The sequence below is a fragment of the Cellulomonas sp. URHE0023 genome, from assembly GCF_000688475.1.
Taxonomy (GTDB): Bacteria; Actinomycetota; Actinomycetes; order Actinomycetales; family Cellulomonadaceae; genus Cellulomonas.
On the sequence record NZ_JIAN01000005.1, the window covers coordinates 1,569,061 to 1,593,871 of the forward strand.

Genomic DNA, 24,811 nt, shown 5'->3' on the forward strand with positions numbered 1-24,811 from the left:
CGCCAGCGTAGGCGCCCGGGGTCAGGCGGTGAGCCGGGGGCCCATCACCGCGAACACCTCACCGAACGGTCCGGCGGCGATCGCCATGCGGCCGAACGCGGTGTCGGTCGGGGGGCTGACGACGGTCCCGCCGAGGGACGCGATCGACGACGCCGCGGCGTCGGTGTCGGTCACGGCGAAGTAGAGCGTCCAGGCCGGCGGAGCAGCCGCCCCCGCTGACGGACCGTAGCGGCCGACACCGGCGAGCGGCCCCGCTCCGAGCGAGAGCGAGGCGTACGTGAAGCCCGGAGCGCTGAGATCCTCCACGTGGTAGCCGAAGACCTCCCGGTAGAACGCGAGGGCGCGCGGCTGGTCGTGGACCATGACCTCCGTCCACACGATCGAGCCCGGCTCCTGCTCGACGTCCCAGCCCGTGTGGGTGCCGGACTGCCACAGGCCGAAGACGGCGCCCGCGGGGTCGGCGTAGAGCCCCATCGTCCCGAAGCCGAGGATCCCCATGGGCGCCAGGACGAGGCGGCCGCCCGCGGACACCACCTGCTCGGCGGTCGCGAGCAGGTCGTCGGTGGCGAGGTACACGCACCATGCGGGCGGCTGTGCCGGAGCCGCCGGCATGGGCTCGGTCAGCCCGACGACGCGCCGGCCATCGAGGAACGCCTGCGTGTACCCGCCGGTCTCCGGGCCGCCCACCTCGAAGGTCCAGCCGAACAGCGCACCGTAGAACCGCGTCGCCACGGGCAGCGAAGGGACGGTGATGTCCGCCCAGGCGGGGGTGCCCGACGGCCAGGCGTCTCGATGGGTGGTCATACGCCCACCCAACACCCGGGCGTTGGCGACCGCAGCGCGGGCACGCGGTGCACAGGTCCGGCAGACAGCCTGGGGCGGCGTGTGCTAACCAGGGCACATGACCTCGAGCGAGCAGCCCGTCGTCCCGGTGGTCCGGGACGACCTCGAGGCCCCGCAGGACGAGAGCGTGCTGACCGTCGTCGTCGCGTTCGTGGCCAACGTCCTCATCGCGATCGCCAAGTCGGTGGCCGCCGTCGTCACCGGGTCGGCCTCGATGCTGGCGGAGGCGGCGCACTCGTGGGCGGACACCGGCAACGAGGTGTTCCTGCTCGTCGCGCAGCGGCGGGCAGCCAGGCCGGCGGACGCCACGCACCCGCTGGGCCACGGTCGCGAGGTGTACGTGTGGTCGCTGTTCGCCGCGATCGGCCTGTTCGCGGTGGGCGCCGGCGTCTCGATCACGCACGGCATCTCCGAGCTCGCCCACCCGGAGCCTGCGACCGACTTCGGCATCGCCTACGCCGTCCTGGCCGTCAGCGCGCTCCTCGAGGGTGCGTCGTTCTTCCAGGCGTCGCGGCAGGCCAAGCGGGCGGCCAGCACCCGCGACATGGACCTGGTCGAGCATGTGCTGGCGACGAGCGACCCGACGGTGCGCGCCGTGTTCTTCGAGGATGCCGCCGGCCTCGTGGGCATCGCCATCGCGTTCGTGGGGATCGGTCTGCACCAGGTGACGGGCTCCGGGACCCCCGACGCGGTCGGCTCGATCCTCGTCGGCATCCTGCTGGGCGTGGTCGCGATCGTGCTCATCGACCGCAACCGCCGGTTCCTCGTCGGCGAGAACGCGGACCCCGGTCTGCGGGATGCCGCACTGCGCGAGCTCCTGCGGCTGGCCGAGGTCGAACGCGTCACCGAGCTGCGCCTCGAGTACGTGGGCGCACGACAGCTGTTCCTGACCGGGGCTGTGGACCTCGTCGGCAACCTGCCCGAGGACCAGGCGTCGCACGTGCTCGCGTCGCTCGAACGCAGGATCGCCGCGAACCCGCACATCGTCGGAGCCCTGCTGTCGCTGTCCGAACCGCAGGACGTCCCGCTGGTGCCGCGGGTGCGCCCGTGATTGACCAGGGCGGGCCGGAAGGCAAGGACGCCGTCGCCGGGGTCACCCAGGCCGCACACCACGACCCGAGGAGCGACATCGTGAGCACAGTCGACGAGGCACCCTTCCACGTCCCGGTCGGAGCGCTCATCAAGCTGGCCGTGCCGGCGGCGGTGATGGGTGTGTTCTGCTCCCTGTCGCTGCTCGCGCTCAGCACCGTGGCCGAGCGGCTCTCGGGCTGGCTCTGGGACGACGTCTCCGCGGCATTCGGCTTCGAGGCCCACTCCGACGCGTGGACGATCATCATGCTCACGGGCACGGGCCTGCTGATCGGGCTCGTCGTCAGGTACGCGCCCGGTCACGCCGGGCCGGACCCCGCGACGGTCGAGCTCGTCGCCGAGCCCCTCAGGCCCGTCGTGCTGCCTGGCCTCGCGGCCGCGCTGATCCTCATGCTCGCGGGCGGCGTGAGCCTCGGGCCGGAGAACCCGATCATCGGGATCAACGTCGGGATCATCGTCTGGGTCGGTCTCAAGCTCTTCCCCCAGGTCAACGTGCCGGTCTGGCTCGCGATCGCGGTGTCGGGAACGCTCGGCGCAATGTTCGGCACTCCGGTCGCGGCCGCCCTGCTGCTGTCCGAGCTGAACGCGGGAGACAAGCGCATCCCGCTGTGGGACCGGCTGTTCGCGCCGCTCGTCGCGGCCACCACCGGAGCGCTGACGACGATGACGCTGGCCGACCTGGACCTCTCGGTGGACGTCGGCACGTACGTCGACGGCGGCCTCAAGGACCTCGGGCTCGGCATCCTGATCTCGCTGGGGGCCGCTGCGTTCGGGCTCGTCGCGGTCTACCTGTTCGTGCCGTTCCACAGGGTGTTCCAGAAGATCAAGCACCCGGTGCTCATGCTGACGGCCGGTGGTCTGCTCCTCGGGGTCCTGGGTGCGATCGGCGGCGAGGTCACGCTGTTCAAGGGCCTCAAGCAGATGCAGGAGCTGCCCGGCCTGGCTGCCAGCACCACCGCGCTCGGGTTCCTGGTGTTCGCGGTCGTCAAGCTCTTCGCTCTGCTCGTGGCGGCCACGTCGGGCTTCCGTGGCGGGCGGATCTTCCCGACGTTGTTCATCGGCGTGGCACTCGGGTTCGCGATCCATCAGGCGTGGCCCACCGTCTCGCTGCCGCTGGCGGTCGGGTGCGCGTGCGTCGGCATCCTCGTGGCTGCGACGCGCAGCGGGTGGCTGAGCATCTTCATGGCCGTCGCCGTGGTGCCGCAGATGGTCCTGCTGCCTGCGTTCCTTCTGGCGACGCTGGTCGCTTGGCTCCTCGTGACCAACCGTCCGGAGCTGATCGCGCGCCCGGCACCTCCCGGTCCGGTGGCGCCCCCGGCGTGACCGCGCTCGGGGTCAGTCGCCCAGCCCACCCCACCGACGCCAGGCGTCCGCGCTGAGGTTGGGCACGTTCGCGTCCTGCGCTGACGGACCGCGTACGAGCCGCCCCAGGATCCCCTCGTCCTGAGCGCACGCGCGTCCCACCACGGTCGCGCCGACGATCGCGAAGCTGAGCACGAACAGCCAGCTGATGTAGGCGAACACGAGTCCGAGCACGCCGAACTCCTCGGCCCCGGTCGTCAGGACGATCGGCAGGTAGATGCTGCCGAAGACCGCGAGGACGGTGAGCGCCACCGAGATGATGGCGCCGGTGAACGTGAGCGCGCGGACCGAGATCTCGGTGCGCATCAGGACCCACGGCACGTAGGTCCACACCACGGTCCAGACGACGAACCGGATCGCGGTCTCGACCACGTTGTCGAACGGGCCGTCGCCCAGGATCGCCTGGGTGAGCGAGAGCAGCGCGATCGCGACCATCACGGCCACGATCGTCGCGATCCACCGCCACGCCGTCCGCAACGGAGGCTTGCGCACGTCCCACACCTTGAGGAACATCCGTTCGAGCGCGCGCGAGTAGGCGGTCGCGCTGAAGAACGCGACGAGGAAACCGAAGAGCCCGACGCCGCTGGCCACCGTCGCGGTGCTCGGCAGACTGCCGGCCAGGGTCTGCTGGACGTCGTCGGACAGGCCGATCGCGTCGCCCATCGACGCGCCGAACCCCACCTTGTGCGGTCGGACAGCCGCGGCCACGATCATGATCGGGACGATCGAGACGAACGCCTGCGCTGCCAGGGTCATCGCCCGGTCGAACGGCTCGATCGCTGTGAACCCGCTGACGACCCGGTCGATCAGGGTGCCCAGGGGAGTTCCGCGCAGACTCTCCCAGTAGCGCTGACCGCGGATCTTCCAGCGCGCGACGAGGCGCAGCGTCCGCAGCTTCCAGCGCTCGTACCGTGCGCTCACGTCAGCCTTGCGTCGAGGAAGGCGACGACCTCCGCCGTGTAGTGCTCGCGCGCGGGCGCGGGGGACAGGGCGAGGTCGTGGGCGCCACCCGGGATCTCGACGAAGGTGACGTCCGGCCCCAGGAGCGGTGCCCGCTCACGGATGTGCGCGACGTCGAGGACGGAGTCGGTGGTCAGGATCTCCTCGTGCCACCGCGCGTCGGGCCCTGACCTGTCGGACGCGAGCACCAGGACGGGCACGTCGATCGCGAGGCCGCGTGCCACCTGCTTGTGTCCTCGGCGCACCGTGCGGCCGAACCCGGCACGTCCGGGGAACCCAGCGTGGGGCTTCCACATCAGCTCGTAGTCCCACTCGCCGCCGGTGTCGCGGTGCAGCGCCTCACCGTAGAACGGGGCGACCTTCCCGACCGGGACCATGGGTGCGAGCTTGCCGACGACGTCGAGCGCAGCCGTGAACGCGGTGCGCTCGAACCAGTTCCCTCGCAGCTCCAGCCACGGGCTGTTGAGCACCAGCGCGTCGATCTTCCCCGTGCCCGCCCGGGCGTCCGCCCACAGCGCACTGACCAGGCCTCCCATCGAGTGTCCGAGCAGCACGACCTGGTCGTGGTCGTGGCGCAGCAGCGCGATCGACGCGTCGATCTCCTCGCGGAAGGCGGCCAGGCTCGTCGTGAAGTTGGCCGGCCGACCCTCCTGGATGGACCGGCCGAAGTCGCGCAGGTCGAGGGCGAACAGGTCGTAACCAGCGCCCTCGAGCGCCGTGGCGAAGTCGGTGTGGAAGAAGTAGTCGACGAACCCGTGCACGTACAGCACGGCACGGCGTGACGCCGGCCGGTCGGGCGTGTGCTCGACCAGCGTGGCGACCGGTCCCGGCGTGCGACCGTCGGGCCGCAGCTCCAGGGTCCGGGCCGTCCAGCCCGCTCCGAGCACGTCCGGGTGCGCCTGCGGCTGCGTCATGGCGTGATCGTGCCACGTCCGTCACGTGAACCGCCTCACATCCGGGGTCGGCCCTGCCGATCAGGAACGTGTGGACGCGCGCACCGATCGAGACCTCTGGCTGTCAGAGGACCGAGACGACGCGCCCGCGTTCGGGACCCTCTTCGACCGGCACCACCAGGCGGTGCACCTCTACTGCTTCCGACTGACGGGATCGTGGACGGTCGCCGAGGAGCTGCTCACCGAGACGTTCCTGCAGGCGTGGCGGCGACGGACCGAGCTGACGCCCGCGGACGCCAGCGCGCTGCCGGTCCTGCTGCACCTGGCCACGGTCCGCGTGCAGCGGCGAAGGCGCATGGTCCCCACCCAACGGTCTGCGTCCGCACGGTCTGCACCGCGCGACGGTGAGGACGTGATGCGCGGCGTGCTGCGCCGGATCGCGCACGTGAAGGGCAGGCACCGGGAGATCCTCGAGCTGCACGCGTTCGGCGGGCTGTCCGACGAGGAGATCGCCGACGTGATCGGCATCCAGGTGACGTCGGTGCGTTGGTCGCTGGACCGTACTCGCGGGCCGCTGGAGGAGCCGGTGATCTCGGCATGATCGACCTTCCAGATCCTCGTCCGCTCAGTGCCGAGCGCAGCCGGGAGCTGCGCGAGCACCTCATGGACACCATGGTCGCGGACCCACGCCTGGTCGACCCGGGGGTGGCTGCCCGGCGGACCCGGCCCCTCGTCGTCGGATCGTTCCTGGTCGTCCTGCTGGTCGGCCTGGGTCTGGCCGCTGCGGTCGCGATCACCGTGGTGGCCGTCGGCCCGAACGGCCCTGAGGCGGTCGTGGTCAGCTCTGACGCGCTGGACGTCCTCTACGACGGGAACCGGATCACGCAGGATGACCTCGTGGAGCTCACGAAGGTCGGCAAGGGCACGTTCACCATGACGGACGTCGACACCGAGCGTGACCTGCGAGCCACCCGGGCGTTCGACACCCTGGAGGAGCTCGACGCGTACGCGGCCGCCTATCTCGCGTGGCAGAACGCCAAGGCCGACGGCCAGGATGTCGAGGCGTGGGGCACGGTCCGGCCGTAGCCACACCGCGCGAGCCACACCGCGCGAGCCACACCGCGCGCTAACAGAGTTGAGCGGAATAGACTCAACTTCGGTCGCGGTTGAGGAAGACGTCTCGACTCTTCAGGAGGTCATGTGGACGCCAAGTTCACCACTCGTTCCCAGGAGGCACTGGGCGACGCCATCCAGGCAGCCTCTGCTGCAGGCAACCCGCAGCTCGAGCCCGTGCACCTGCTCGCTGCGCTGCTCGCACAGCAGGGCGGCGTCGCCAACGGCCTGCTCGACGCGGTCGGAGCCGACCGTGCAGCCCTGGGCCGGTCCGTACGGGGGATGCTCGTCGGCCTGCCCACCGCCAGCGGCGCGTCCCTCGCCCAGCCGTCAGCCTCGCGCTCGTTGAGCACCGCCCTCGAGGCCGCCTCGTCCGAGGCTCGCGCCCTGGGCGACGACTTCGTCTCCACCGAGCACCTTCTGCTCGGCCTCGCCGCCGGGCAGTCCGGCATCGCCGACGCCCTGCGGGCGCAGGGGGCGTCGCGTGACGCGCTCGCGGCCGCGCTCCCGACGGTCCGCGGTTCCGCACGCGTCACGACCCCGGATCCGGAGGGCACCTACAAGGCGCTCGAGAAGTACGGTGTCGACCTGACGCAGCAGGCCCGCGACGGCAAGCTGGACCCGGTCATCGGCCGCGACTCCGAGATCCGCCGCGTCGTGCAGGTGCTCTCGCGGCGCACCAAGAACAACCCGGTCCTGATCGGCGAGCCCGGCGTCGGCAAGACCGCCGTCGTCGAGGGCCTTGCCCAGCGCATCGTCGCCGGGGACGTGCCCGAGAGCCTGCGCGGCAAGAAGCTCGTGGCGCTCGACCTGGCCGCGATGGTGGCCGGCGCCAAGTACCGCGGCGAGTTCGAGGAGCGCCTCAAGGCCGTCCTCGAGGAGATCACCGGCTCCAACGGCGAGGTCGTGACGTTCATCGACGAGATCCACACGGTCGTCGGTGCGGGCGCGGGTGGCGAGGGCGCGATGGACGCCGGCAACATGCTCAAGCCCATGCTGGCGCGCGGTGAGCTCCGCCTGGTGGGCGCGACGACGCTCGACGAGTACCGCCAGCGCATCGAGAAGGACCCCGCCCTCGAGCGTCGGTTCCAGCAGGTGTTCGTCGGCGAGCCGTCCGTCGAGGACACCGTCGCCATCCTGCGTGGGCTCAAGGAGCGCTACGAGGCGCACCACAAGGTCACGATCGCCGACTCCGCTCTCGTCGCGGCTGCCACGCTCTCGGACAGGTACATCACGGGCCGCCAGCTCCCCGACAAGGCGATCGACCTCGTCGACGAGGCCGCCTCGAGGCTTCGGATGGAGCTGGACTCGTCGCCGATCGAGGTCGATGAGCTCCAGCGTGCCGTGACGCGTCTGGAGATGGAGGAGGTCGTCCTGTCCGAGTCCGACGACCCCGCGTCGAAGGAACGGCTCGAGCGGCTCCGCAAGGACCTCGCCGACCGACGAGAGGACCTGGCCGCCCTGACCGGCAGGTGGGAGAAGGAGAAGGCAGGCCACAACCTGGTCGGTGACCTGAAGGCCCGCCTCGACGCTCTGCGCACGGACGCCGAGCGCCTCCTGCTCGAGGGGGAGACCGAGAAGGCGGCCCGGATCCTGTACGGGGAGATCCCCGCCCTGCAGCAGTCGATCAGCGCGGCGGAGGCCTCCGAGGAGGTGGAGGAGGTCGTCGACGACGGTCCCCCGATGATCGCCGAGAAGGTCGGGCCCGACGAGGTCGCCGACGTCGTCGCGCAGTGGACCGGCATCCCGGCGGGGCGGCTGCTCGAGGCCGAGACCGCCAAGCTCCTGCGCATGGAGGAGGTCCTGGGCGAGCGGCTGGTGGGACAGAAGATGGCTGTCGCCGCCGTGTCCGACGCCGTCCGGCGTGCCCGGGCGGGCATCTCCGACCCAGACCGGCCGACGGGCAGCTTCCTGTTCCTCGGCCCGACCGGCGTCGGCAAGACCGAGCTGGCCAAGGCGCTCGCGGACTTCCTGTTCGACGACGAGCGCGCCATGGTCCGCATCGACATGTCGGAGTACAGCGAGAAGCACTCGGTCGCACGGCTCGTCGGCGCCCCTCCCGGCTACGTCGGGTACGAGGAGGGTGGCCAGCTGACCGAGGCGGTCCGCCGGCGTCCGTACTCCGTCGTGCTCCTCGACGAGGTCGAGAAGGCCCACCCCGAGGTGTTCGACCTGCTCCTGCAGGTGCTCGACGACGGGCGCCTGACCGACGGGCAGGGCCGGACGGTCGACTTCCGCAACGTGATCCTCGTGATGACGTCGAACCTGGGCTCGCAGTACCTGGCTGACCCGAGGCTGAGCGACCGGGAGAAGCACGACGCCGTCATGGGTGCGGTGCGGACGGCATTCAAGCCCGAGCTGCTCAACCGGCTCGACGACGTGGTCCTGTTCGACCCGCTGTCGCTCGAGGAGATCGGGCACATCGTCAGCCTGCAGGTCGAGCTCCTGGGTCGACGGCTCTCCGACCGGCGGCTCACCCTCGAGGTGTCGCCCGCCGCGGCCGAGTGGCTGGCGCTCGAAGGCTACGACCCTGCCTACGGGGCCCGCCCGCTGCGCCGTCTGGTGCAGCGCGAGATCGGTGACCGCCTGGCCAGGAGACTGCTGGCCGGCGAGATCACCGACGGTGACACCGTGGTGGTCGAACGGGGTGACCAGGGCCTCGTGGTGAGCTCACGCCGGACCGCCGTCGGCTGACGCCGCGCACGGTTACCACGTGGTCGGCATTCGCGATCGGTGCCATCCTGTGACCCATGACGACCACGGCGGCCACCGACACTGCTCCCCCCGGGGATACCGGTCCAGGCCGTTCACGGGGTGGCTACGCCAAGGGCAGGGCCACGCGCCTGGAGCTCCTCGACTCCGCCATGCAACTGTTCGGGGAGGTCGGCTACCACACGGCCTCGCTGCGTGAGATCTCGGCACGCGTCGGCATCTCGCACCCCGGTCTGCTGCACCACTTCCCCAGCAAGGCGGCGCTGCTCGAGGCCGTGCTGGTCCGTCGCGACGAGATCGACGGCGCCGCGTTCCAGGCCGACCTCGACGCGGGGGTCGACTTCTTCGACGCCATCGTCCAGGTGGCCGAGCGCAACGCCGCCCGACCGGGCATCGTCGAGCTCTTCGCGACCCTGTCTGCCGAGGCGACGTCGCCCGACCACCCCGCGCACCGCTACTTCCAGGACCGCTACCGGACGACCGTCTCGGACGCGCTGACCGCGTTCGAGGGATGGCGCGTGCAGGGCAGGCTCCGTGAGGGTGTCGAGCCCGACATCGCGGCCCGGCTCCTGGTCGCGGTGATGGACGGCCTGCAGGTCCAGTTCCTCATGGACAGCGACACCCCGCAGACCCGCGTGGACATGGCGTCGGCGCTCCGACAGCAGATCGCGGCCTTCGCCGCCCCGCCGGCCCCGTCACGCTGAGGGGCCGGCCGCACCGTCGGCGAGGTCGGACCAGAACGGGATCCGTTGCCCGTCGGCAAGGGGTGGGACGCGGGACTGGATGAGGAACTCACGTCTCAGGTAGTCGCCGAGGTCCGCCCCGTAGTAGATGACGTCCGTGCCGTAGGCCGACAGGACCGGAGCGCCGGACGCCGCGCCGCTGACCTGGAAACGGTGCCCGAAGACGGGCACCAGGACCGGCACCGTGGCGAGGTGTGCGCGCGCGACGGTCTCGTCACCGCGGGCGGGCCCCCACGATTCGAGCCAGAAGTCGTCGCTCAGGACGTCGAGCACCACGCGGTCGACGGGTGCGGCCAACAGCTCGCGCAGCTCGTCGTCGCCCGCCAGCCAGTCCGGCCACCCCCGACCGACAGGCAGGACCCGGGACAGGAGGTCGCGGTGGTCCGCACCGAACGTGAAGCCGAGCTGCTGCTCGACGCTTCGCAGGTCGTCGTCGCTCAGCGCGTCCTCGAAGATGACGCCGGCGTCGTGCAGCTCGTCGAGGAGCGTCTCGGTCACCACACCCATCCGGCGAGTGTGCCATCCGGCCGGTCGTCAGCCCGCCGCGACCTTGGCCACCAGGTCGTCGAGGTCCGCCAGCGTGAAGCTGGACATCCCGAACGTCACGAGCACCTTGGCGGGCATCTGCGCGAGCATCGCTTGGTCCGCCTCGCTCATCGGCGGGATGTCGGCCGGGACGGTGAGCGCGGACTGCATGAGCGGTCCACCGACGGGGTGCTCGAGCCACTCGGCGATCGTGGACATCGCGGTGAGCTCACCCCACAACGGGTCGCCGGCGACCTGGATCGACACCGAACCCCTGATGTCGCGCGACGAGGCGCCGACCTCGATGACGAACTCGCCGCCCTCGACCACCCAGCGGTGCAGTCCGCAGTGCCAGTAGGACAGGTCGCGACGTGTGAGCTCGAACGTGAGGATGCGGGACTCGCCTGGGGCCAGCGACACCTTGCCGAAGGCCTTGAGCTCCCGGGTCGGACGGAGCACGGACGCCTCGGGGTCGCGGACGTAGACCTGCACCACCTCCGCGCCGGCCGATGAGCCCGTGTTGGTGACCGTGACGGTCGCCGACGTCTCGGTCGCCGCGACGTCGCTGTAGGAGAAGGTCGTGTACGACAGCCCGTGCCCGAACGGGAACGCCACGTCGAACGCGCGGGTGTCGTACCAGCGGTAGCCGACGAGAACACCCTCGCCGTAGCGGACGTGCCCGAGCTCGCCGGGGAAGCTGCCGAAGGCCGGGGTGTCCTCGAGGCGGTGCGGGATCGTCTCGGTGAGCTTGCCCGACGGGTTGCGGGCTCCCGTGAGCAGGTCCGCGACCGCCGATCCGCCGGCCTGCCCGCCCAGCCACGTCTCGAGGATCGCGGGGGCCAGGTGCTGCCACTCGCTCACCGCGACGGCGGAGCCGTTCGCGAGCACGACGACGACCCGGGGCGTCACCTCGGCGACGGCGCGGAGCGTCGCCACCTGGTTGTCGGGCAGGCCCAGGCGCGGACGGTCGTAGCCCTCGGACTCGTCGGGCCCGGGCAGACCGAGGAACGCGACGACCGTCTCCGCCGAACGCGCGACCTCGACCGCCTGTGCCCGCAGTGCGTCGTCGTCCCCCGACGGTCCGCCCGCGATGGTGAACCCCGGCGCGAACGGGACGTCGCCGCCGAGTGCCGTGAGTGCGTCGTCGAGGCGCGTCGGGTTGACCTGCGACGACCCGGCGCCCTGGTACCGCGGGGTCCGGGCGAACTCACCGATCACGGCGAAGGACCCCGTCAACGGCAGCAGGGGGGTGCCGTCGACCGGGTCGTTCTTGAGCAGGACCGAGCCGTCGCCGGCAGCCTCGCGGGCGAGCAGGTGGTGGTCGTCGACGTCGAAGGTGACCGCCCCGGCGAGGTCTGTGCGTGACTGCTGCGCCGACCGGGCGATCAGTGCCAGGACCCTGCGGACGGCCACGTCCAGCACGGCCTCGTCGAGCGAGCCGTCCCGGACGGCGGCCACGACCGCCTCGTCGGAACCCGCCGTGGACGCCGGCATCTGCAGGTCCAGTCCTGCGGCGAGGGCCGGGACACGGTCGTGCACGGCACCCCAGTCGGACATGACGAGCCCCTCGAACGCCCACTCGTCGCGCAGCACGTCGGTCAGGAGCCAGCGGTGCTCGGACGCGTAGGTGCCGTTGACCTTGTTGTACGCGCACATCACGGTCCACGGCTGGGCGGTGGTGACGACGCGCTCGAACGCCGGCAGGTAGATCTCGCGCAGCGTGCGCTCGTCGACGTCCGCGGAGACGCGCATCCGGTCGGTCTCCTGGTTGTTGGCCGCGAAGTGCTTGAGCGCCGTGCCGACGCCCTGGCTCTGGATGCCGCGGACGATCGCCGCCCCCAGCTCGCCCGCGACCACCGGGTCCTCGGAGACGTACTCGAAGTTGCGCCCGCACAGCGGGGTGCGCTTGATGTTGACGCCGGGACCCAGCAGCACGGTGACGTCGTTGGCGCGTGTCTCGCGGCCGAGCGCCTCACCCACGCGCCGGACCAGGTCGACGTCCCACGACGAGCCGAGGGCGGCCGCGGTCGGGAAGCAGGTGGCCGGCACGGAGATGCCGATGCCCAGGTGGTCGGGGTTGTGCGCCTGCTTGCGCAGCCCGTGCGGACCGTCGGTCACCATGATCGCGGGAACGCCTGCGCGCTCGACCGGCTGTGTGTGCCAGAAGTCGGAGCCGGACGTCAGCGACGCCTTCTCCTCGAGGGTCAGCTCAGCCAGGACGCGCTCGACGTCGAAGACTTGCGTCATCGCAAGCATCTCCTTGGGGTTTATCGGTACAGAACGACGGCACGACCGACACTAGCCCATTCCCTACCGAGCGGTAAGGGTAGGAATCACGGGATCTGGGCGCTGTCGTCGAGGAACGAGCCCGTGACGCCACCGCCCTCGACGACGGCCAGGCACAGCCCGGTCCGGTCTCCGCGGGACCACGACTGCTCCGTCGGCGCCCACGTCACGGCGGTGACGCCGGCGTCGAGCTCAGCCTGGTCCAGCACGCAGGAGCGTGCGACGCGGGCGTCCACGGCCCGCTGCCCGGGCCAGATCGAGTCCTCCAGGAACTCGTAGACCGTGACCACCTGTGCGGCGTGGGACTCCGCGCAGGGCGCGACCCGAACGGTGTCGACTCGACCGTCCGCCGGCAGGGAGGCCAGGCAGTTCCCGGTGACCAGCTGCTGGGCGTGCGCGTCGCGTGCTGACCCGACGTCCGAAGGCAGCGGCCGGGTGCCGGTCCACGTCAGCACGCCGACGACGCCTGCGGCGAGGAGGGCCACGGTCGAGATCGCGCCGAGCACGAGACCCGCGATCGCGAGACCCCTGCCGCGCGTCGACCGACGCCGGATCCGGCGCAGCGCCAGCACCGCCAGCACCACGGCGACCGGTCCGACCAGCAGGATCCCCGTGACGAGCGACCACACGGCCACGGGCTCGATCCGAGCGCGCGGCGCCTGCCAGCCCGGCGCGTAGTGCGGCTCGGGGTAGCTGTACGCCTCATCGCGAGAGCTCAGGTCGTGCTCCCCGCGGACGAGAGCGTCAGGGTGTGCTGGATCGCCGAGCCCGTGGCCGGGTTCTCGGTGAAGAACGCGCAGTACCCGCTCGTGGCGCCGCCCGCGAAGTCGTCCGGGTGCGGGGCGTACAGCACGACCTCGCCCAGGTCGACGCTGTCGTGCAGGAGGTCAGTGGCCTGCACCATGCACGCGTCCCACGCGGCGTTCCAGACCGGGTCGTCCGACGACAGGCTCGGGTTGGTCGGTCCCGACAGCGGGATCGTCGCGAGCACCTCGCCCTCGTGCGGCGCGTCGCAGCCCACCACGGCCGAGTCGGACATGTCCCACTGGTAGGCGTAGTAGTCGAGGCAGTCACCCACCACCAGGTCGGTGCGCAGCGTGTAGTCGGGGATCGTGTCGTCGGTCAGCTCGTCGTCGGTGTCGTCGTCGTCATTGCCGTAGTCGTAGTCGTCCTCGCCGCTTCCGTACGAGTACGAGTCCTCGTACGACTCCCAGTCGGCGTTGACGAGGGCGACCACCACAGCGGTCATGGCGAGCAGGAACAGGATGTCGAAGGCGCCGACCACGATCCCGGCGATCGCCATGCCGCGGCCGCGCTTGCCGTTCTTCCGGGTCCGCCGCAGGGCTGCGATCCCCAGACCCAGACCGACCGGGCCGGTCAGACCGGCCAGGAAGACCAGGCCCACGAGGCTGGTCACCAGCGACGCGATAGCCAGCGGCTCGGTGGGGACCTGCTGGGACGGGCCGCCGGGGTAGCCGTAGGGCGTGGCGCCGTACGGCGTTCCGTACCCAGGGGGAGGGGTCTGACCGTAGGCCGGGGGTTGCCCGTAGGCCGGCGCGACGCCGTAGGGATGCGCCTGGCCGGCCGGGTTGCCGTACGCAGGTGCTTGTCCGTAGGGCGCACCTGCCGGTGGCGGGCCGTAGGGCGACGACGGCGCGGGCGCCGGGCTCCCGTAGGGAGACGGTGCCGCAGCAGCCGGGGGCGCGAACGGGTTGGACTCGGCCGGCGGGTTGCCGGGCGCCGGGGCGGCGTAGCTCGCGTACGGGGCGCCGCCGCGCTGCCCGGGCGTCGTGTACGGCGCCGGGGGCGGCAGCACGGCCTCGTAGCCGCTCGGTGGTGGCGGGACAGGGCCGCGGTCGGCCTCGTTCCCGCTGGGTGTGGTGTACGGATCGGGCAGCGGAGCCGACCCCCCAGGCTCGTTGCTCATGCGGGAAACCTAGTCCAGACCAGGTCGGCCGTGAGTGATCTGCCCACAGATCACCCGTGAGCTGGTCATCAGGCGATCTCGAGAACCACGGGGACGTGGTCGGACGGCGCCTTGCCCTTGCGCTCGTTGCGTTCGATGCTCACGCCGGTCACCCGGGCCGCCAGCGCGGGGGTGGCGTACGTCAGGTCGATGCGCATGCCCTCGTTCCGGGGGAAGCGCAGCTGCTGGTAGTCCCAGTACGTGTAGGTGTGCTCCGCTGGCTGGTGGAGCCTGGAGACCTCCGTGTACCCGGCCTTGCCGATGGCCGTGAAGGCGTCCCGCTCGGCCGGGGTCACGTGGGTCCTGCCCGCGAACCGGGCCATGTCCCAGACGTCCGTGTCGAGCGGTGCGATGTTCCAGTCGCCCACGAGGGCGAGCTGCGCCTGCGGGTCCGCCTCGAGCCAGCCGTGCGCGGCGTCACGCAGCCGCGCGAGCCAGTCGAGCTTGTAGGCGAAGTGCGGGTCGTCCACCTCCCGGCCGTTGGGCACGTACAGGCTCCAGACCCGGACGCCCGCGCACGTCGCCCCGATCGCGCGGGCCTCCGCCGCCGCCGGATCGCCCCACGTCGGCATCCCGGGGAAGCCGACCTCGACGTCCTCGATCCCGACCTTGGAGACGATCGCGACGCCGTTCCACTGGCTGAAGCCGCTCGTGGCCACCTGGTAGCCGAGCGCCTCGAACGCCTCGCGCGGGAACTGGTCGTCCTTGCACTTCGTCTCCTGCAGTGCGAGGACGTCGACGCCCGTGCGTTCCAGGAACGCGACGGCCCGGTCGGTACGCGCACGGATCGAGTTGATGTTCCAGGTGGCCAGACGCATGGGGCAGGACGCTACCGGGCAGCACCGACGCCTGCGGCATCCGGATGAATCTCGCGGAGATGCGCCCAGATGGGACAAAGGATGACGAACCACTGTTGAGCGGGACGAACCGGTCCCGTACGGTGCGGACCGGAGGTCCCTGCGCAGCTGCCTGGGCCACGAGGAGCGGAGGTCTCGGTGTCGGAGGTACTCGCAGGGCGCCGCGCTCTGGTCACCGGCGGCGCGGTCGGGATCGGTCGGGCGATCGCGCTGAGCCTCGCGCGGGCGGGTGCGGACGTCGCCTTCACCCACTTGGCCCACGACGCCACCGACGTGCTGGTCAAGATCAAGGAGTACGGCCGGGTGGGCTCCGCGTTCCAGGTGGACCTGCGACGCAGCTGGGACGTCGACGAGTCGGTGGCGGCCGCGGCCCAGTCGCTCGGCGGCGGCATCGACATCCTCGTCAACAACGTCGGCGGCCTCGTCGAACGGCGAGGGCTCGCGACGATGGACGACGCCCACTGGCACGGCGTGCTCGACCTGAACCTGTCCTCCGCGTTCTACGCGAGCCGGGCTGCTCTGGGCTTCATGTCCGGCGGGGGCCGGATCATCTCGGTCGGCGCGCAGGCCGCCCACAGCGGTGGCGGCACGGGCATGGTTGCCTACACGACGGCCAAGGCCGCGCTCGAGGGCTTCTCCCGGGCGCTCGCCCGCGAGCTCGGCCCTCGTGGCATCACCGTCAACGTCGTGGCGCCGGGGTTCGTCGCCGGCACGCCGATGCACGCAGCGCACACCCCCGAGCCGGCGCAGCGGGCGGCGGTCGCTGCCACACCGACCGGCCGGGCGGGTGCGGCGGACGACGTCGCCGAGGCGGTCCTGTACCTCGCGTCGCCTGGTGCCGCCTTCGTGACCGGCGCGGTGCTCGACGTCAACGGCGGCGCCTGGTTCTCCTAGCGAGCGGAGCCGAGCCGAGCCGAGCCGAGCCGCGTCGAGCCGAGCGGCGCGGCCGGGTGCGTCAGCCGTACGCGTCGTGCCTGTGGTCGACCGGCGCGGACAGGGTGCGTCCGGTCACGGTCGACCAGGCCCACCGTGCCGCGTCCTGCGCTGGTGGTAGCGGGTCGAGCTGGATCCACGCGCCGAGCACGCCGATGATCGAGCCGGCCATGGCGGCCGCATGGAGCTCCGGCGGGATGTCCGTGACCGCGGGCGTCCCACCGATCTTCGCGATCGCGTCCAGGATCAGCTGACGGAACCGGGCGTGCAGACGAGCGACGGCCACCGCCGAGCCGTGCGGTCCGAGGGCGTCGCGGTACAGGGGGAGGTTCTCCGACATGAGGACCGCGTAACGCACCATGACGTCCGGGGGCTGGTCGGCGGGCGCGTCGGGAAGGATGCCCGCGAGGTCCACACCGAACTGCGACGCCTGCATGTCGAGCGCGTCAGCCAGGAGCGTGTCGGTGTCGGGATAGTGCTGGTAGAAGGTGCTCCGGTTCACCGTGGCGCGGTCCGTGACGTCGGCAACGGTGATCTCGGAGAACGGCTTCTGCCGCGCGAGCGTCAGGAGAGCCTCCTGGAGCAGTCGGCGGGTGCGCAGGACTCGAGGATCCATCCGCGCACGGTCACCCTCGCCCGTCATGCGTTCCACTGTAGCTTCGCAACGGGTGTCGGTTTACGTACTGCGGGTCAGGCCCCGGCCGACGACCGGCATGACGAGACCCGGCGCCCCCCTCCGGACGCCGGGCCTCGTCAGGACGGGCGGGCTCAGCAGCCCTGCTCCGTCCCCCCCGCCGTGGGCGTGCCCCCACGCACGACCGCAGCTCGGACTCAGACCACGTCGTCGTCCATCCAGTCGAAGGTCTTGGTGACCGCCTTCTTCCAGAGCCGGTACTGCCGGTCGCGCTCGTCGTCGGCCATGTTCGGCTCCCAGCGCTTGTCCTCGGCCCAGTTGTCGATGACGTCCTGCTCGCCGTTCCAGAAGCCGACTGCGATGCCGGCCGCGTAGGCGGCACCGAGCGCGGTCGTCTCGGCGACCTTGGGCCGGACCACGGTGACGCCGAGGATGTCCGCCTGGAACTGCATGAGCGCCTCGTTGGCGATCATGCCGCCGTCGACCTTGAGCTCGGTCAGGTTGACTCCCGAGTCGGCGTTCATCGCGTCGAGGACCTCACGCGTCTGGAACGCGGTCGCCTCGAGGGCCGCCCGCGCGATGTGACCCTTGTTGACGAAGCGCGTCAGGCCGACGATCGCGCCGCGGGCGTCCGAACGCCAGTAGGGCGCGAACAGACCCGAGAACGCCGGCACGATGTACACGCCGCCGTTGTCCTCGACGGAGCCGGCGAGCGTCTCGATCTCCGGTGCCGACGAGATCAGGCCGAGGTTGTCGCGGAGCCACTGGACCAGCGACCCGGTGACGGCGATCGAGCCCTCGAGCGCGTACACGGTCGGCTGCTGACCGATCTTGTAGCAGACTGTGGTCAGGAGCCCGTTCTTCGACGGGATCGGCGTCGTGCCCGTGTTGATGAGCATGAAGTTGCCGGTGCCGTACGTGTTCTTGGCCATGCCGACCTCGAAGCACGCCTGGCCGAACGTGGCCGCCTGCTGGTCACCGAGGATGCCGGCGATCGGCACGCCCGGAACCATGCCACCCTCGCGCCCCTTGCCGTAGACCTCGGACGACGAGCGGATCTCGGGGAGCATCGACAGCGGGATGCCCATGTCCTTGGCGATGTCCTCGTTCCACGTGAGCGTGTCGAGGTTCATCAGCATGGTCCGCGACGCGTTGGTCGGGTCCGTGGCGTGCACGCCGCCGTCGACGCCGCCGGTCATGTTCCACAGCACCCACGAGTCGGTGTTGCCGAACGCGAGGTCACCGGCCTCGGCCTTGGCGCGGGCACCCTCGACGTTGTCGAGGATCCACTTGATCTTCGGGCCGGAGAAGTAGGTGGCCAGCGGGAGGCCGACCTTGTCCTTGTAGCGTTCGGCGCCGCCGCCGAGCGCACCCAGCTCGTCGGCGATCTTCTGCGTGCGGGTGTCCTGCCAGACGATCGCGTTGTAGACGGGCTTGCCGGTGGTGCGGTCCCACACGACGGCGGTCTCGCGCTGGTTGGTGATGCCGACCGCTGCGATGTCCTTGTAGGTCAGGTTGGCGCGGGTGAGTGCGAGCCCCACCACCTCGCGGACGTTCTTCCAGATCTCCTCAGCGTCGTGCTCGACCCACCCGGCGCGCGGGAAGATCTGCTCGTGCTCGATCTGGCCGGACTCGACGATCTGCCCGGAGTGGTCGAAGACGATCGCGCGGGAGCTCGTGGTGCCCTGGTCGATGGCAAGGATGTACTGGGTGTCGGGCATGGTGCGAATTCCTCCGAGGTTGTGTGCTGAGGACCGAGCACAGCGTTGTGCGATCCGAGATGGGGTCCGGACGACGCCGACCAGGGGGCCAGCGGCGCCGTCCGGACGCGTGGGACGTGGTCAGACGGTCGTCAGACGACGTAGGCGCTGGCGACGAGACCGCCGATGACACCGCCGACCAGTGGGCCGGCGACGGGGACCCAGGAGTACGACCAGTCGCTCGAGCCCTTGCCCCTGATGGGCAGAAGTGCGTGGGCGATGCGCGGGCCGAGGTCGCGGGCCGGGTTGATGGCGTAGCCGGTGGGGCCACCGAGGCTGGCGCCGATGCCGACCACCAGGAACGCGACGGGTAGCGGCCCGAGTGCGGCGGGGCTCTTCGCGAAGCAGAGGATGACGAACACCAGGACGAACGTGCCGATGACCTCAGTGATGAAGTTCCAGCCGTAGGAGCGGATCGCCGGTCCGGTCGAGAAGACGGCGAGCTTGGTGGCGCCGTCGGCGTCCTCGTCGAAGTGCTTCTTGTAGGCGATGAAGCAGAGCAGGGCGCCCAGTGCTGCACCGAGCATCTGTGCAACCACGTAGTAGAACCCGTTCGCCGCCGTGACGGGGATGCCTGGTGCGAACTCGTCCGCACCGCTGGCCCAGATGCCGGCCGTCACCGCGGGGTTGAGGTGAGCGCCGGACTTGAACGAGGCGAAGACGCCCGCCATGACCGCAAAGCCCCATCCGAAGTTGATGAGGAGCCAGCCACCGTCGAAGCCCTTGTTCTTCGGGAGGATGACGTTCGCGACGACACCCGTACCCAGCAGCACCAGGAGCCCGGTTCCCATCACCTCGGACCAGAAGGCATCTGTCATTGTGTAAGTCACAGTCGACCCTTTCTCACGGACTTCGTTGTCACGTTCACCTCGCGGAGGATCGCGAGGAGTCTTAGGTGCCGGCCGGCCCGGAGGAGCCCTTGCCGGCCGGGGACTGCGGCTTGGTGCCGCCGCCGACCTTGTCCTGGGCGTCCTCGGCGCCGAGCATCGGCGCGACGTCGACCGCGCGGAGCCGAACCTTCTCGGCGGCGACGTCGTCGGGCTCCAGTGAGGCGGCGTCCTCTGCCTCGGCCCGCGCGACGTAGGCGGCGATCTCACGGCTGCGCGTGGCGTCGTCCCAGCCCAGGACCGGTCCGACGAGGTCCGCGATCTCCTCGAGGGCACCGACCCCCTTGTCGGCCTGCTCGTAGTTGAGCCGGGTCCTGTGCATGAGGACGTCGTCCAGGTGCAGCGCGCCCTCGTGGCTCGCCGCGTAGACGATCTCCGCGCCGATGTACGCGTCCGCGTTCTTGAGCGGCTCGGCCAGCGCCGGGTCGGCGTCGACCAGGTCGATCAGCTCACCGAGGAGCGACCCGTACCGGTGCAGCAGGTGGTCCATCCGGGGACGGCTCCAGCCGTACTTCTTGGCGATCGCCCGAGACTGCCGCTGGAACACCTGCAGCCCTTCCGCGCCGACGAGCGGGAGGTCATGGGTGATCGAGGGCAGCGTGGTGGCCCGTGAACCGATCGCGAAGTCGACCGCGTCCTTGGCCATCACCCGGTACGTGGTGAGCTTGCCGCCGGCGATCACGGTGAAGCCCGGTGCCGGTGAGGCGACGGTGTGCTCGCGCGACACCTTGGCGGACGTCGTTCCGGCCTTGACCTGCGGCTGCAGCAGAGGTCGCAGGCCCGCCCACGTCCCGATGATGTCCTCGCGGGTGAGCGGTCGGGACAGCACCGCGTTCGCGTGCTCGAGCACGTAGTCGATGTCGGCCTTGGTGGCCACGGGGTGCGTCAGCTCCTGCACCCACGGCGTGTCGGTCGTGCCGATCACCCAGTACCTCGACCACGGGATGATGAACAGCACCGACTTCTCGGTCTGCAGGATCAGCCCGACCTCGCCGGCGATCCGGCTGCGCGGCACCACGATGTGGATGCCCTTGCTGGCCAGCACGCGCAGGCCGCCCTCGGAGCCCGTGAGCGACTCGGTCTGCTCGGTCCAGACGCCGGTCGCGTTGATGATGTGCCGTGCACGAACGTCGATGCGCTCGCCGGTCTCGAGGTCGACGAGCTCCGCGCCCGTCACGGCGCCGCCGGTCGTCGTCTGGAGCGAATGCACCTGTGTGCGGCTCGCGGCTCGTGCGCCGTAGGAGACGGCGGTCCTGATCAGGGTCTCGACCAGGCGTGCGTCGTCGACCGCGGCGTCCCAGTACCGGACGGCTCCGATCGCGGCGTCGTGGCGCAGGTCGGGGAAGAGCCGCTCCATGCCCTTGCGGGTCAGGTGCCGGTGGATCGGGAGCGCGCGCTTGGCGCCGTTGACGGAGGCGAGCGTGTCGTAGAGCGCGACGCCCGCGCCCACGTAGGCCCGTTCCCAGACGCGGTTCTCGAGCGGGTACAGGAAGCTGACGGGCTTGACCAGGTGCGGCGCGAGCCGGTTGATCAGGAGGTCGCGCTCGGTGAGCGCCTCGCGCACCAGGTGGAAGTCGAGCATCTGCAGGTAGCGCAGGCCGCCGTGCACGAGCTTGCTGGACCGGCTCGACGTGCCGCTGGCCCAGTCCTGCGCCTCTACGACGGCTGTCGAGAGCCCTCTGCTGACGGCGTCGAGCGCGATCCCGGCGCCGGTGACACCGCCGCCGATGACGAGCACGTCGAACTCGTTCCCCCGCTCTGCGCTCGCGCGAAGTGCGTCGAGTGCGTCCTGTCGAGCCTGTGCCGTCAACGGCGCCGTTCGCATAAGCGTTGCCCCTTGTGTCAGTGCCGCGGATCTTCGTCGTCCCGTTCGCCTGGTTCAGGCCACGTGGCTATGGTCGTCACGAGGCGAACAAACGCGCAACCTGGTTGCACATATGTGCAACGGGTTCGGGACCGAGGCAGGCGGGGCGGGATGTACGTCGAACGAGAGCAGGACGTGCTGAGGGCCGCGTCCATGTACTACCTCCAGGACATCAAGATGGAGGTCATCGCCCGGCACCTGGGTACGTCGCGGTCCACGGTCTCGCGGTTGATCAAGCGCGCACGCGAGTCGGGCCTCGTCGAGATCACGCTGCGACCCGCGAGCACCCGTGCACCCGGACTGGGGCGCACGATCGCTGCAGCGTTCGGCATCGAGACGTACGTGGTCCCCGTGCCGGACTCCGCTAGCCACATCGAACGGCTGGACCAGGTCTCGATCACGGCGGCACGGCTGCTGTCGTCATGGTTCGACTCCGACATGGTGCTCGGGGTGGCCTGGGGAACCACCCTGGCCTCGGTGTCCCGGTACCTGGCGCCCAAACCCACACGCGGCTCGGCGGTGGTGCAGCTCAACGGTGCAGCCAACATGCGGACGAGCGGTATCGAGTACGCGAGCGACCTGATCTCGACGTTCGGGACCGCGTTCGCCGCAGCCGTGCACCACTTCTCGGTCCCGGCGTTCTTCGACTACCCCGACACGAAGGCCGCCATGTGGCGTGAGAGGTCGGTCCGGCGGGTGCTCGACATGCAGCGACGCGCCGACATCGCCGTGTTCTCGGTGGGGGCGGTCGCCGGTGCCGTTCCGTCGCACGTCTACTCGGCGGGCTACCTCGACGACGGCGACGTGAAGAACCTGCACGACGAGGGGGTCGTCGGCGATGTCTGCACGGTGTTCCTGCGCGCGGACGGGTCGTGGCAGGACGTGCACCTGAACGAGCGTGCCACCGGTCCGACGCCCGTCGAGCTCCAGCGCGTCCCCCGGCGGGTGTGCGTCGTCGCCGGGGACAACAAGGTCGCTCCGCTGCTCGCGGCGCTGCGTGCCGGGGTGGTCACGGACCTCGTCGTCGACGAGATCACCGCCACCGGCCTGCTCGAGGCGGCAGAGCCCCCGCACCGACGCCGGGTCCGGACCAAGTCGTAGCCTGGGTGGCGAGACGGGTCCCGGTGCGCGGACCCAAGGGCCGATGAGGGAGCGTGACCGAGGACAGGTCGACCGGATCCCCTCCGGGGCCGGCACCCACCGAGCTGCGCTACCTGATCCTCGCGGCGCAGCGGGAGGGCAACCGCGCCTTCGCCCGGCTGCTCGAGCCGACGGGGCTCACCCCGTCGCAAGCCGAGATCCTCGTGGTGCTGGGCGAGCTCGGACCGCTGAGCCTGCGTGCGCTGGGCACGATGATCGTCTGCGAGGCCGGCAGCCCGAGTCGTGTCGTCGACGCCCTGGTCAGGCGCGGGCTGGTCGAACGCCGCACCGATCCGAGCGACCGACGCGCCGTGCTGCTCGACCTCACGCAGACCGCCCGCGAGCTCGAGCCCACGCTGCACGCGATCGAGCGCCAGATCGACTCGACGACATCGGACCGTCTGGACGCAGCGCAGCGGACTCTGCTCGCCGACGTCCTGCGCGAGCTCCTGCACGGCACGCGCGAGGGCCTCGCACTCGACCGCAGGTTCGAACCGTGGCGGTCCACGCCGCCCGGGGAGTCGACAAGCATGTCCGGGACCTCCTGAGACGTCTACCCTCTCCCACGTGCCTTCCGACATCCGCGTGCGCTCTGCCCTGCCCGCCGACGTCCGTGTCATCCGTGAGCTCGTCGAGCCGTACGCGCAGCAGAGGATCCTGCTGGCCAAGGAGTGGGTCGGCTACTACGAGAGCGTGCAGGAGTTCCTCGTGGCCGAGGCGCCGGACGGGTCCGTCGTCGGGTGTGGCGCGCTGCACGTCATGTGGCAGGACCTCGCCGAGATCCGCACCCTCGCCGCCTCGCGGGACTGGCGCGGCGCAGGGGTCGGGCACGCGCTGCTCGACGGTCTGCTGGAGCGCGCCCGGGACCTCGGGCTGCGACGCGTGTTCTGCCTCACGTTCGAGGTCTCGTTCTTCGAGGCGCACGGATTTCACGCGATCGAGGGGACGCCGGTCACGCCCGAGGTCTACCTCGAGCTGCTGCGCTCGCACGACGACGGTGTCGCCGAGTTCCTCGACCTCGCGCGGGTGAAGCCGAACACGCTGGGCAACACCCGGATGCTCATCGAGCTCTGAGTTGGCCTGGCCGGTGTCTCGGTCAGGCGGGCAGACGGAACGTGGGTGGGTCGTCGTCGCTCACGGGCGCGTCGCGTGCGATCAGACCGTCGGCGAGCAGGGAGTCGACGCACCGCGACAGCTGGTGGGTGTCCGGCCAGACCGCGTCCAGGGCTGCAGCAGGTACCGGTGCGATGGCCTCGCGCAGTAGCGCCATGACCCGGCCGCGGACCTGACGGTCGGTGCCGACGAAGCGCTGGGTCCGACGTCGGCCGGCGAGCTCGTCAGCCGGCCGGCCAGCGGCGTACCAGGCGCAGACGCCGACCACGGGGCAGCCGCGGCACCGCGGTGCTCTCGCGGTGCACACGAGCGCACCCAGCTCCATCGACGCGGCGGCCCACCGCGCGGCTTCCGCGTCGTCGTCGGGCACGTACCCCGCCGCGAGGCGGACCTCGGCCGCCGTCTGGGTCGGGTGCGGGAGGGCCTGCGCCTGCACCGTTCGGGCCAGGACGCGCCGCACGTTGGTGTCCAGCACCACCGAGCGGCGGCCGAAGGCGAACGCGAGGACCGCCGCCGCGGTGTAGCTCCCGACGCCGGGCAGCGCCAGCAGGTCCGGTTCCGTCGAGGGGACGACCCCGCCGTGCCGGTCGACGACCGTTCGTGCACACTCCTGCAGCCGCAGCGCCCGGCGCGGGTAGCCCAAGCGGTCCCACGCGCGCAGCACGTCACCCGTGGGTGCTTCGGCGAGATCGGCCGGCGTCGGCCAGCGGAGCATCCACGCCCGCCAGGCCGGCTCGACCCGGGCGACCGGCGTCTGCTGGAGCATGACCTCGCTGACGAGGACCCCCCACGGCGTGCGGTCCGGTGCACGCCACGGCAGGTCACGGGCGTGCGCGTCGAACCAGGCGAGCACGGGCTCGCGCAGGTCGACGGGGGACGGCGGCACCGCGCCATCCTGCCTCACCCGGGCTGCAGCGGCTGAAGCCCCCGGCGTTCAGGTCGGAGACGTACCGCGGCCGGCTGTCGACGTTCCTTGCAGCTGGCTTCGCCGTCGTCGCGAAGCCCACAGCGGGTCGGCGGTCGTCCGGCACGGACTCTGAGCGCCTGACGTTCGGCACGAGACGGGGTCCGGAACGGTGTGCACCGCGCGTCGGGTCGGTCGTCGTGGGTACGGGCCAATACCGTTGTCGG

Annotated in this window: 23 protein-coding genes; 10 read left to right on the forward strand and 13 right to left on the reverse strand. The window is 71.0% G+C overall.

Annotation, left to right across the window (positions count from 1 at the left end; genetic code table 11):
* Positions 1-21: 21 nt before the first annotated feature.
* Positions 22-804, reverse strand: a complete 783-nt coding sequence (locus N553_RS0108060; RefSeq protein WP_028046091.1) for a VOC family protein — start codon at positions 802-804, stop codon at positions 22-24.
* Between the two features lie 97 nt (positions 805-901).
* Between N553_RS0108060 and N553_RS0108065 the strand changes: the two genes are divergently transcribed.
* On the forward strand, positions 902-1,894 hold the full coding sequence (locus N553_RS0108065; RefSeq protein WP_051639909.1) for a cation diffusion facilitator family transporter: 993 nt from the start codon (positions 902-904) through the stop codon (positions 1,892-1,894).
* A gap of 80 nt (positions 1,895-1,974) precedes the next feature.
* Positions 1,975-3,255 carry an ion channel protein gene (locus N553_RS21760; protein WP_231505194.1) on the forward strand — a complete coding sequence of 427 codons (1,281 nt, stop codon included), beginning with the start codon at positions 1,975-1,977 and terminating at the stop codon, positions 3,253-3,255.
* A gap of 12 nt (positions 3,256-3,267) precedes the next feature.
* On the opposite strand, the gene N553_RS0108075 is transcribed toward N553_RS21760, so the two are convergent.
* Together N553_RS0108075 and N553_RS0108080 are read right to left on the reverse strand one after the other, a co-directional pair.
* A complete protein-coding gene (locus N553_RS0108075) occupies positions 3,268-4,215 on the reverse strand; it encodes a YhjD/YihY/BrkB family envelope integrity protein (protein ID WP_028046093.1) in 948 nt (315 codons plus the stop codon).
* On the reverse strand, positions 4,212-5,168 hold the full coding sequence (locus tag N553_RS0108080) for an alpha/beta hydrolase (RefSeq protein WP_028046094.1): 957 nt from the start codon (positions 5,166-5,168) through the stop codon (positions 4,212-4,214). Before N553_RS0108080 ends, N553_RS0108075 begins: the two co-directional genes overlap by 4 nt.
* 25 nt (positions 5,169-5,193) lie before the next feature.
* Here N553_RS0108080 and N553_RS21765 point away from each other — a divergent pair, with 25 nt between their 5' ends.
* The 4 genes from N553_RS21765 (at position 5,194) to N553_RS21770 (ending at position 9,676) form a co-directional block, all read left to right on the forward strand.
* A complete protein-coding gene (locus N553_RS21765; RefSeq protein WP_051639910.1) occupies positions 5,194-5,748 on the forward strand; it encodes an RNA polymerase sigma factor in 555 nt (184 codons plus the stop codon).
* Complete coding sequence (locus N553_RS0108090) at positions 5,745-6,233, forward strand: hypothetical protein (protein ID WP_028046095.1); 489 nt, start codon at positions 5,745-5,747, stop codon at positions 6,231-6,233. The genes N553_RS21765 and N553_RS0108090 overlap by 4 nt, the downstream gene beginning before the upstream one ends.
* A gap of 114 nt (positions 6,234-6,347) precedes the next feature.
* Entirely contained in the window at positions 6,348-8,954 is a 2,607-nt protein-coding gene (gene clpB / locus N553_RS0108095) for an ATP-dependent chaperone ClpB (protein ID WP_028046096.1), read from the forward strand.
* A gap of 56 nt (positions 8,955-9,010) precedes the next feature.
* Positions 9,011-9,676: a TetR/AcrR family transcriptional regulator gene (locus N553_RS21770; protein ID WP_051639911.1), complete on the forward strand. Its 666-nt coding sequence runs from the start codon at positions 9,011-9,013 to the stop codon at positions 9,674-9,676.
* On the opposite strand, the gene N553_RS21775 is transcribed toward N553_RS21770, so the two are convergent.
* From N553_RS21775 to N553_RS0108125, 5 genes are all read right to left on the reverse strand, one after another.
* Positions 9,668-10,222, reverse strand: coding sequence for a hypothetical protein (locus N553_RS21775; RefSeq protein WP_156043742.1), 555 nt, complete (start codon positions 10,220-10,222; stop codon positions 9,668-9,670). The two genes, N553_RS21770 and N553_RS21775, sit on opposite strands and share 9 nt — an antisense overlap.
* Before the next feature lie 27 nt (positions 10,223-10,249).
* A complete protein-coding gene (locus tag N553_RS0108110) occupies positions 10,250-12,487 on the reverse strand; it encodes a glycoside hydrolase family 3 C-terminal domain-containing protein (RefSeq protein WP_034621421.1) in 2,238 nt (745 codons plus the stop codon).
* Between the two features lie 86 nt (positions 12,488-12,573).
* Positions 12,574-13,161, reverse strand: a complete 588-nt coding sequence (locus tag N553_RS0108115) for a DUF4190 domain-containing protein (RefSeq protein ID WP_231505195.1) — start codon at positions 13,159-13,161, stop codon at positions 12,574-12,576.
* 80 nt (positions 13,162-13,241) lie between these two features.
* Positions 13,242-14,453 carry a DUF4190 domain-containing protein gene (locus N553_RS25610; RefSeq protein WP_051639912.1) on the reverse strand — a complete coding sequence of 404 codons (1,212 nt, stop codon included), beginning with the start codon at positions 14,451-14,453 and terminating at the stop codon, positions 13,242-13,244.
* 68 nt (positions 14,454-14,521) lie between these two features.
* A complete protein-coding gene (locus N553_RS0108125) occupies positions 14,522-15,310 on the reverse strand; it encodes an exodeoxyribonuclease III (RefSeq protein WP_028046099.1) in 789 nt (262 codons plus the stop codon).
* Positions 15,311-15,487: 177 nt separating this feature from the next.
* Between N553_RS0108125 and N553_RS0108130 the strand changes: the two genes are divergently transcribed.
* Complete coding sequence (locus tag N553_RS0108130; protein ID WP_028046100.1) at positions 15,488-16,243, forward strand: SDR family NAD(P)-dependent oxidoreductase; 756 nt, start codon at positions 15,488-15,490, stop codon at positions 16,241-16,243.
* Positions 16,244-16,304: 61 nt separating this feature from the next.
* On the opposite strand, the gene N553_RS21790 is transcribed toward N553_RS0108130, so the two are convergent.
* The 4 genes from N553_RS21790 to N553_RS0108150 all read right to left on the reverse strand — a co-directional run bounded on the left by N553_RS21790 (position 16,305) and on the right by N553_RS0108150 (position 21,388).
* Positions 16,305-16,925 (reverse strand): TetR/AcrR family transcriptional regulator, encoded by a 621-nt coding sequence (locus tag N553_RS21790; protein ID WP_051639913.1) that lies wholly within the window; start codon positions 16,923-16,925, stop codon positions 16,305-16,307.
* Between the two features lie 188 nt (positions 16,926-17,113).
* Positions 17,114-18,637, reverse strand: a complete 1,524-nt coding sequence (gene glpK / locus N553_RS0108140; protein ID WP_028046101.1) for a glycerol kinase GlpK — start codon at positions 18,635-18,637, stop codon at positions 17,114-17,116.
* A gap of 131 nt (positions 18,638-18,768) precedes the next feature.
* A complete protein-coding gene (locus N553_RS0108145) occupies positions 18,769-19,494 on the reverse strand; it encodes an MIP/aquaporin family protein (protein WP_034620873.1) in 726 nt (241 codons plus the stop codon).
* A gap of 73 nt (positions 19,495-19,567) precedes the next feature.
* A complete protein-coding gene (locus N553_RS0108150) occupies positions 19,568-21,388 on the reverse strand; it encodes a glycerol-3-phosphate dehydrogenase/oxidase (protein WP_028046103.1) in 1,821 nt (606 codons plus the stop codon).
* 150 nt (positions 21,389-21,538) lie between these two features.
* On the opposite strand from N553_RS0108150, the gene N553_RS21795 reads away from it, so the two are divergent.
* The 3 genes from N553_RS21795 to N553_RS0108165 are packed head-to-tail and all read left to right on the forward strand — an operon-like array spanning position 21,539 to position 23,641.
* Positions 21,539-22,528: a sugar-binding transcriptional regulator gene (locus tag N553_RS21795; protein WP_034620875.1), complete on the forward strand. Its 990-nt coding sequence runs from the start codon at positions 21,539-21,541 to the stop codon at positions 22,526-22,528.
* A gap of 53 nt (positions 22,529-22,581) precedes the next feature.
* Positions 22,582-23,115: a MarR family winged helix-turn-helix transcriptional regulator gene (locus tag N553_RS24210; RefSeq protein WP_051639914.1), complete on the forward strand. Its 534-nt coding sequence runs from the start codon at positions 22,582-22,584 to the stop codon at positions 23,113-23,115.
* 19 nt (positions 23,116-23,134) lie between these two features.
* Positions 23,135-23,641 carry an amino-acid N-acetyltransferase gene (locus tag N553_RS0108165; protein ID WP_028046104.1) on the forward strand — a complete coding sequence of 169 codons (507 nt, stop codon included), beginning with the start codon at positions 23,135-23,137 and terminating at the stop codon, positions 23,639-23,641.
* 22 nt (positions 23,642-23,663) lie between these two features.
* On the opposite strand, the gene N553_RS0108170 is transcribed toward N553_RS0108165, so the two are convergent.
* Entirely contained in the window at positions 23,664-24,566 is a 903-nt protein-coding gene (locus N553_RS0108170; RefSeq protein ID WP_197029954.1) for an A/G-specific adenine glycosylase, read from the reverse strand.
* Between the last annotated feature and the right edge of the window lie 245 nt (positions 24,567-24,811).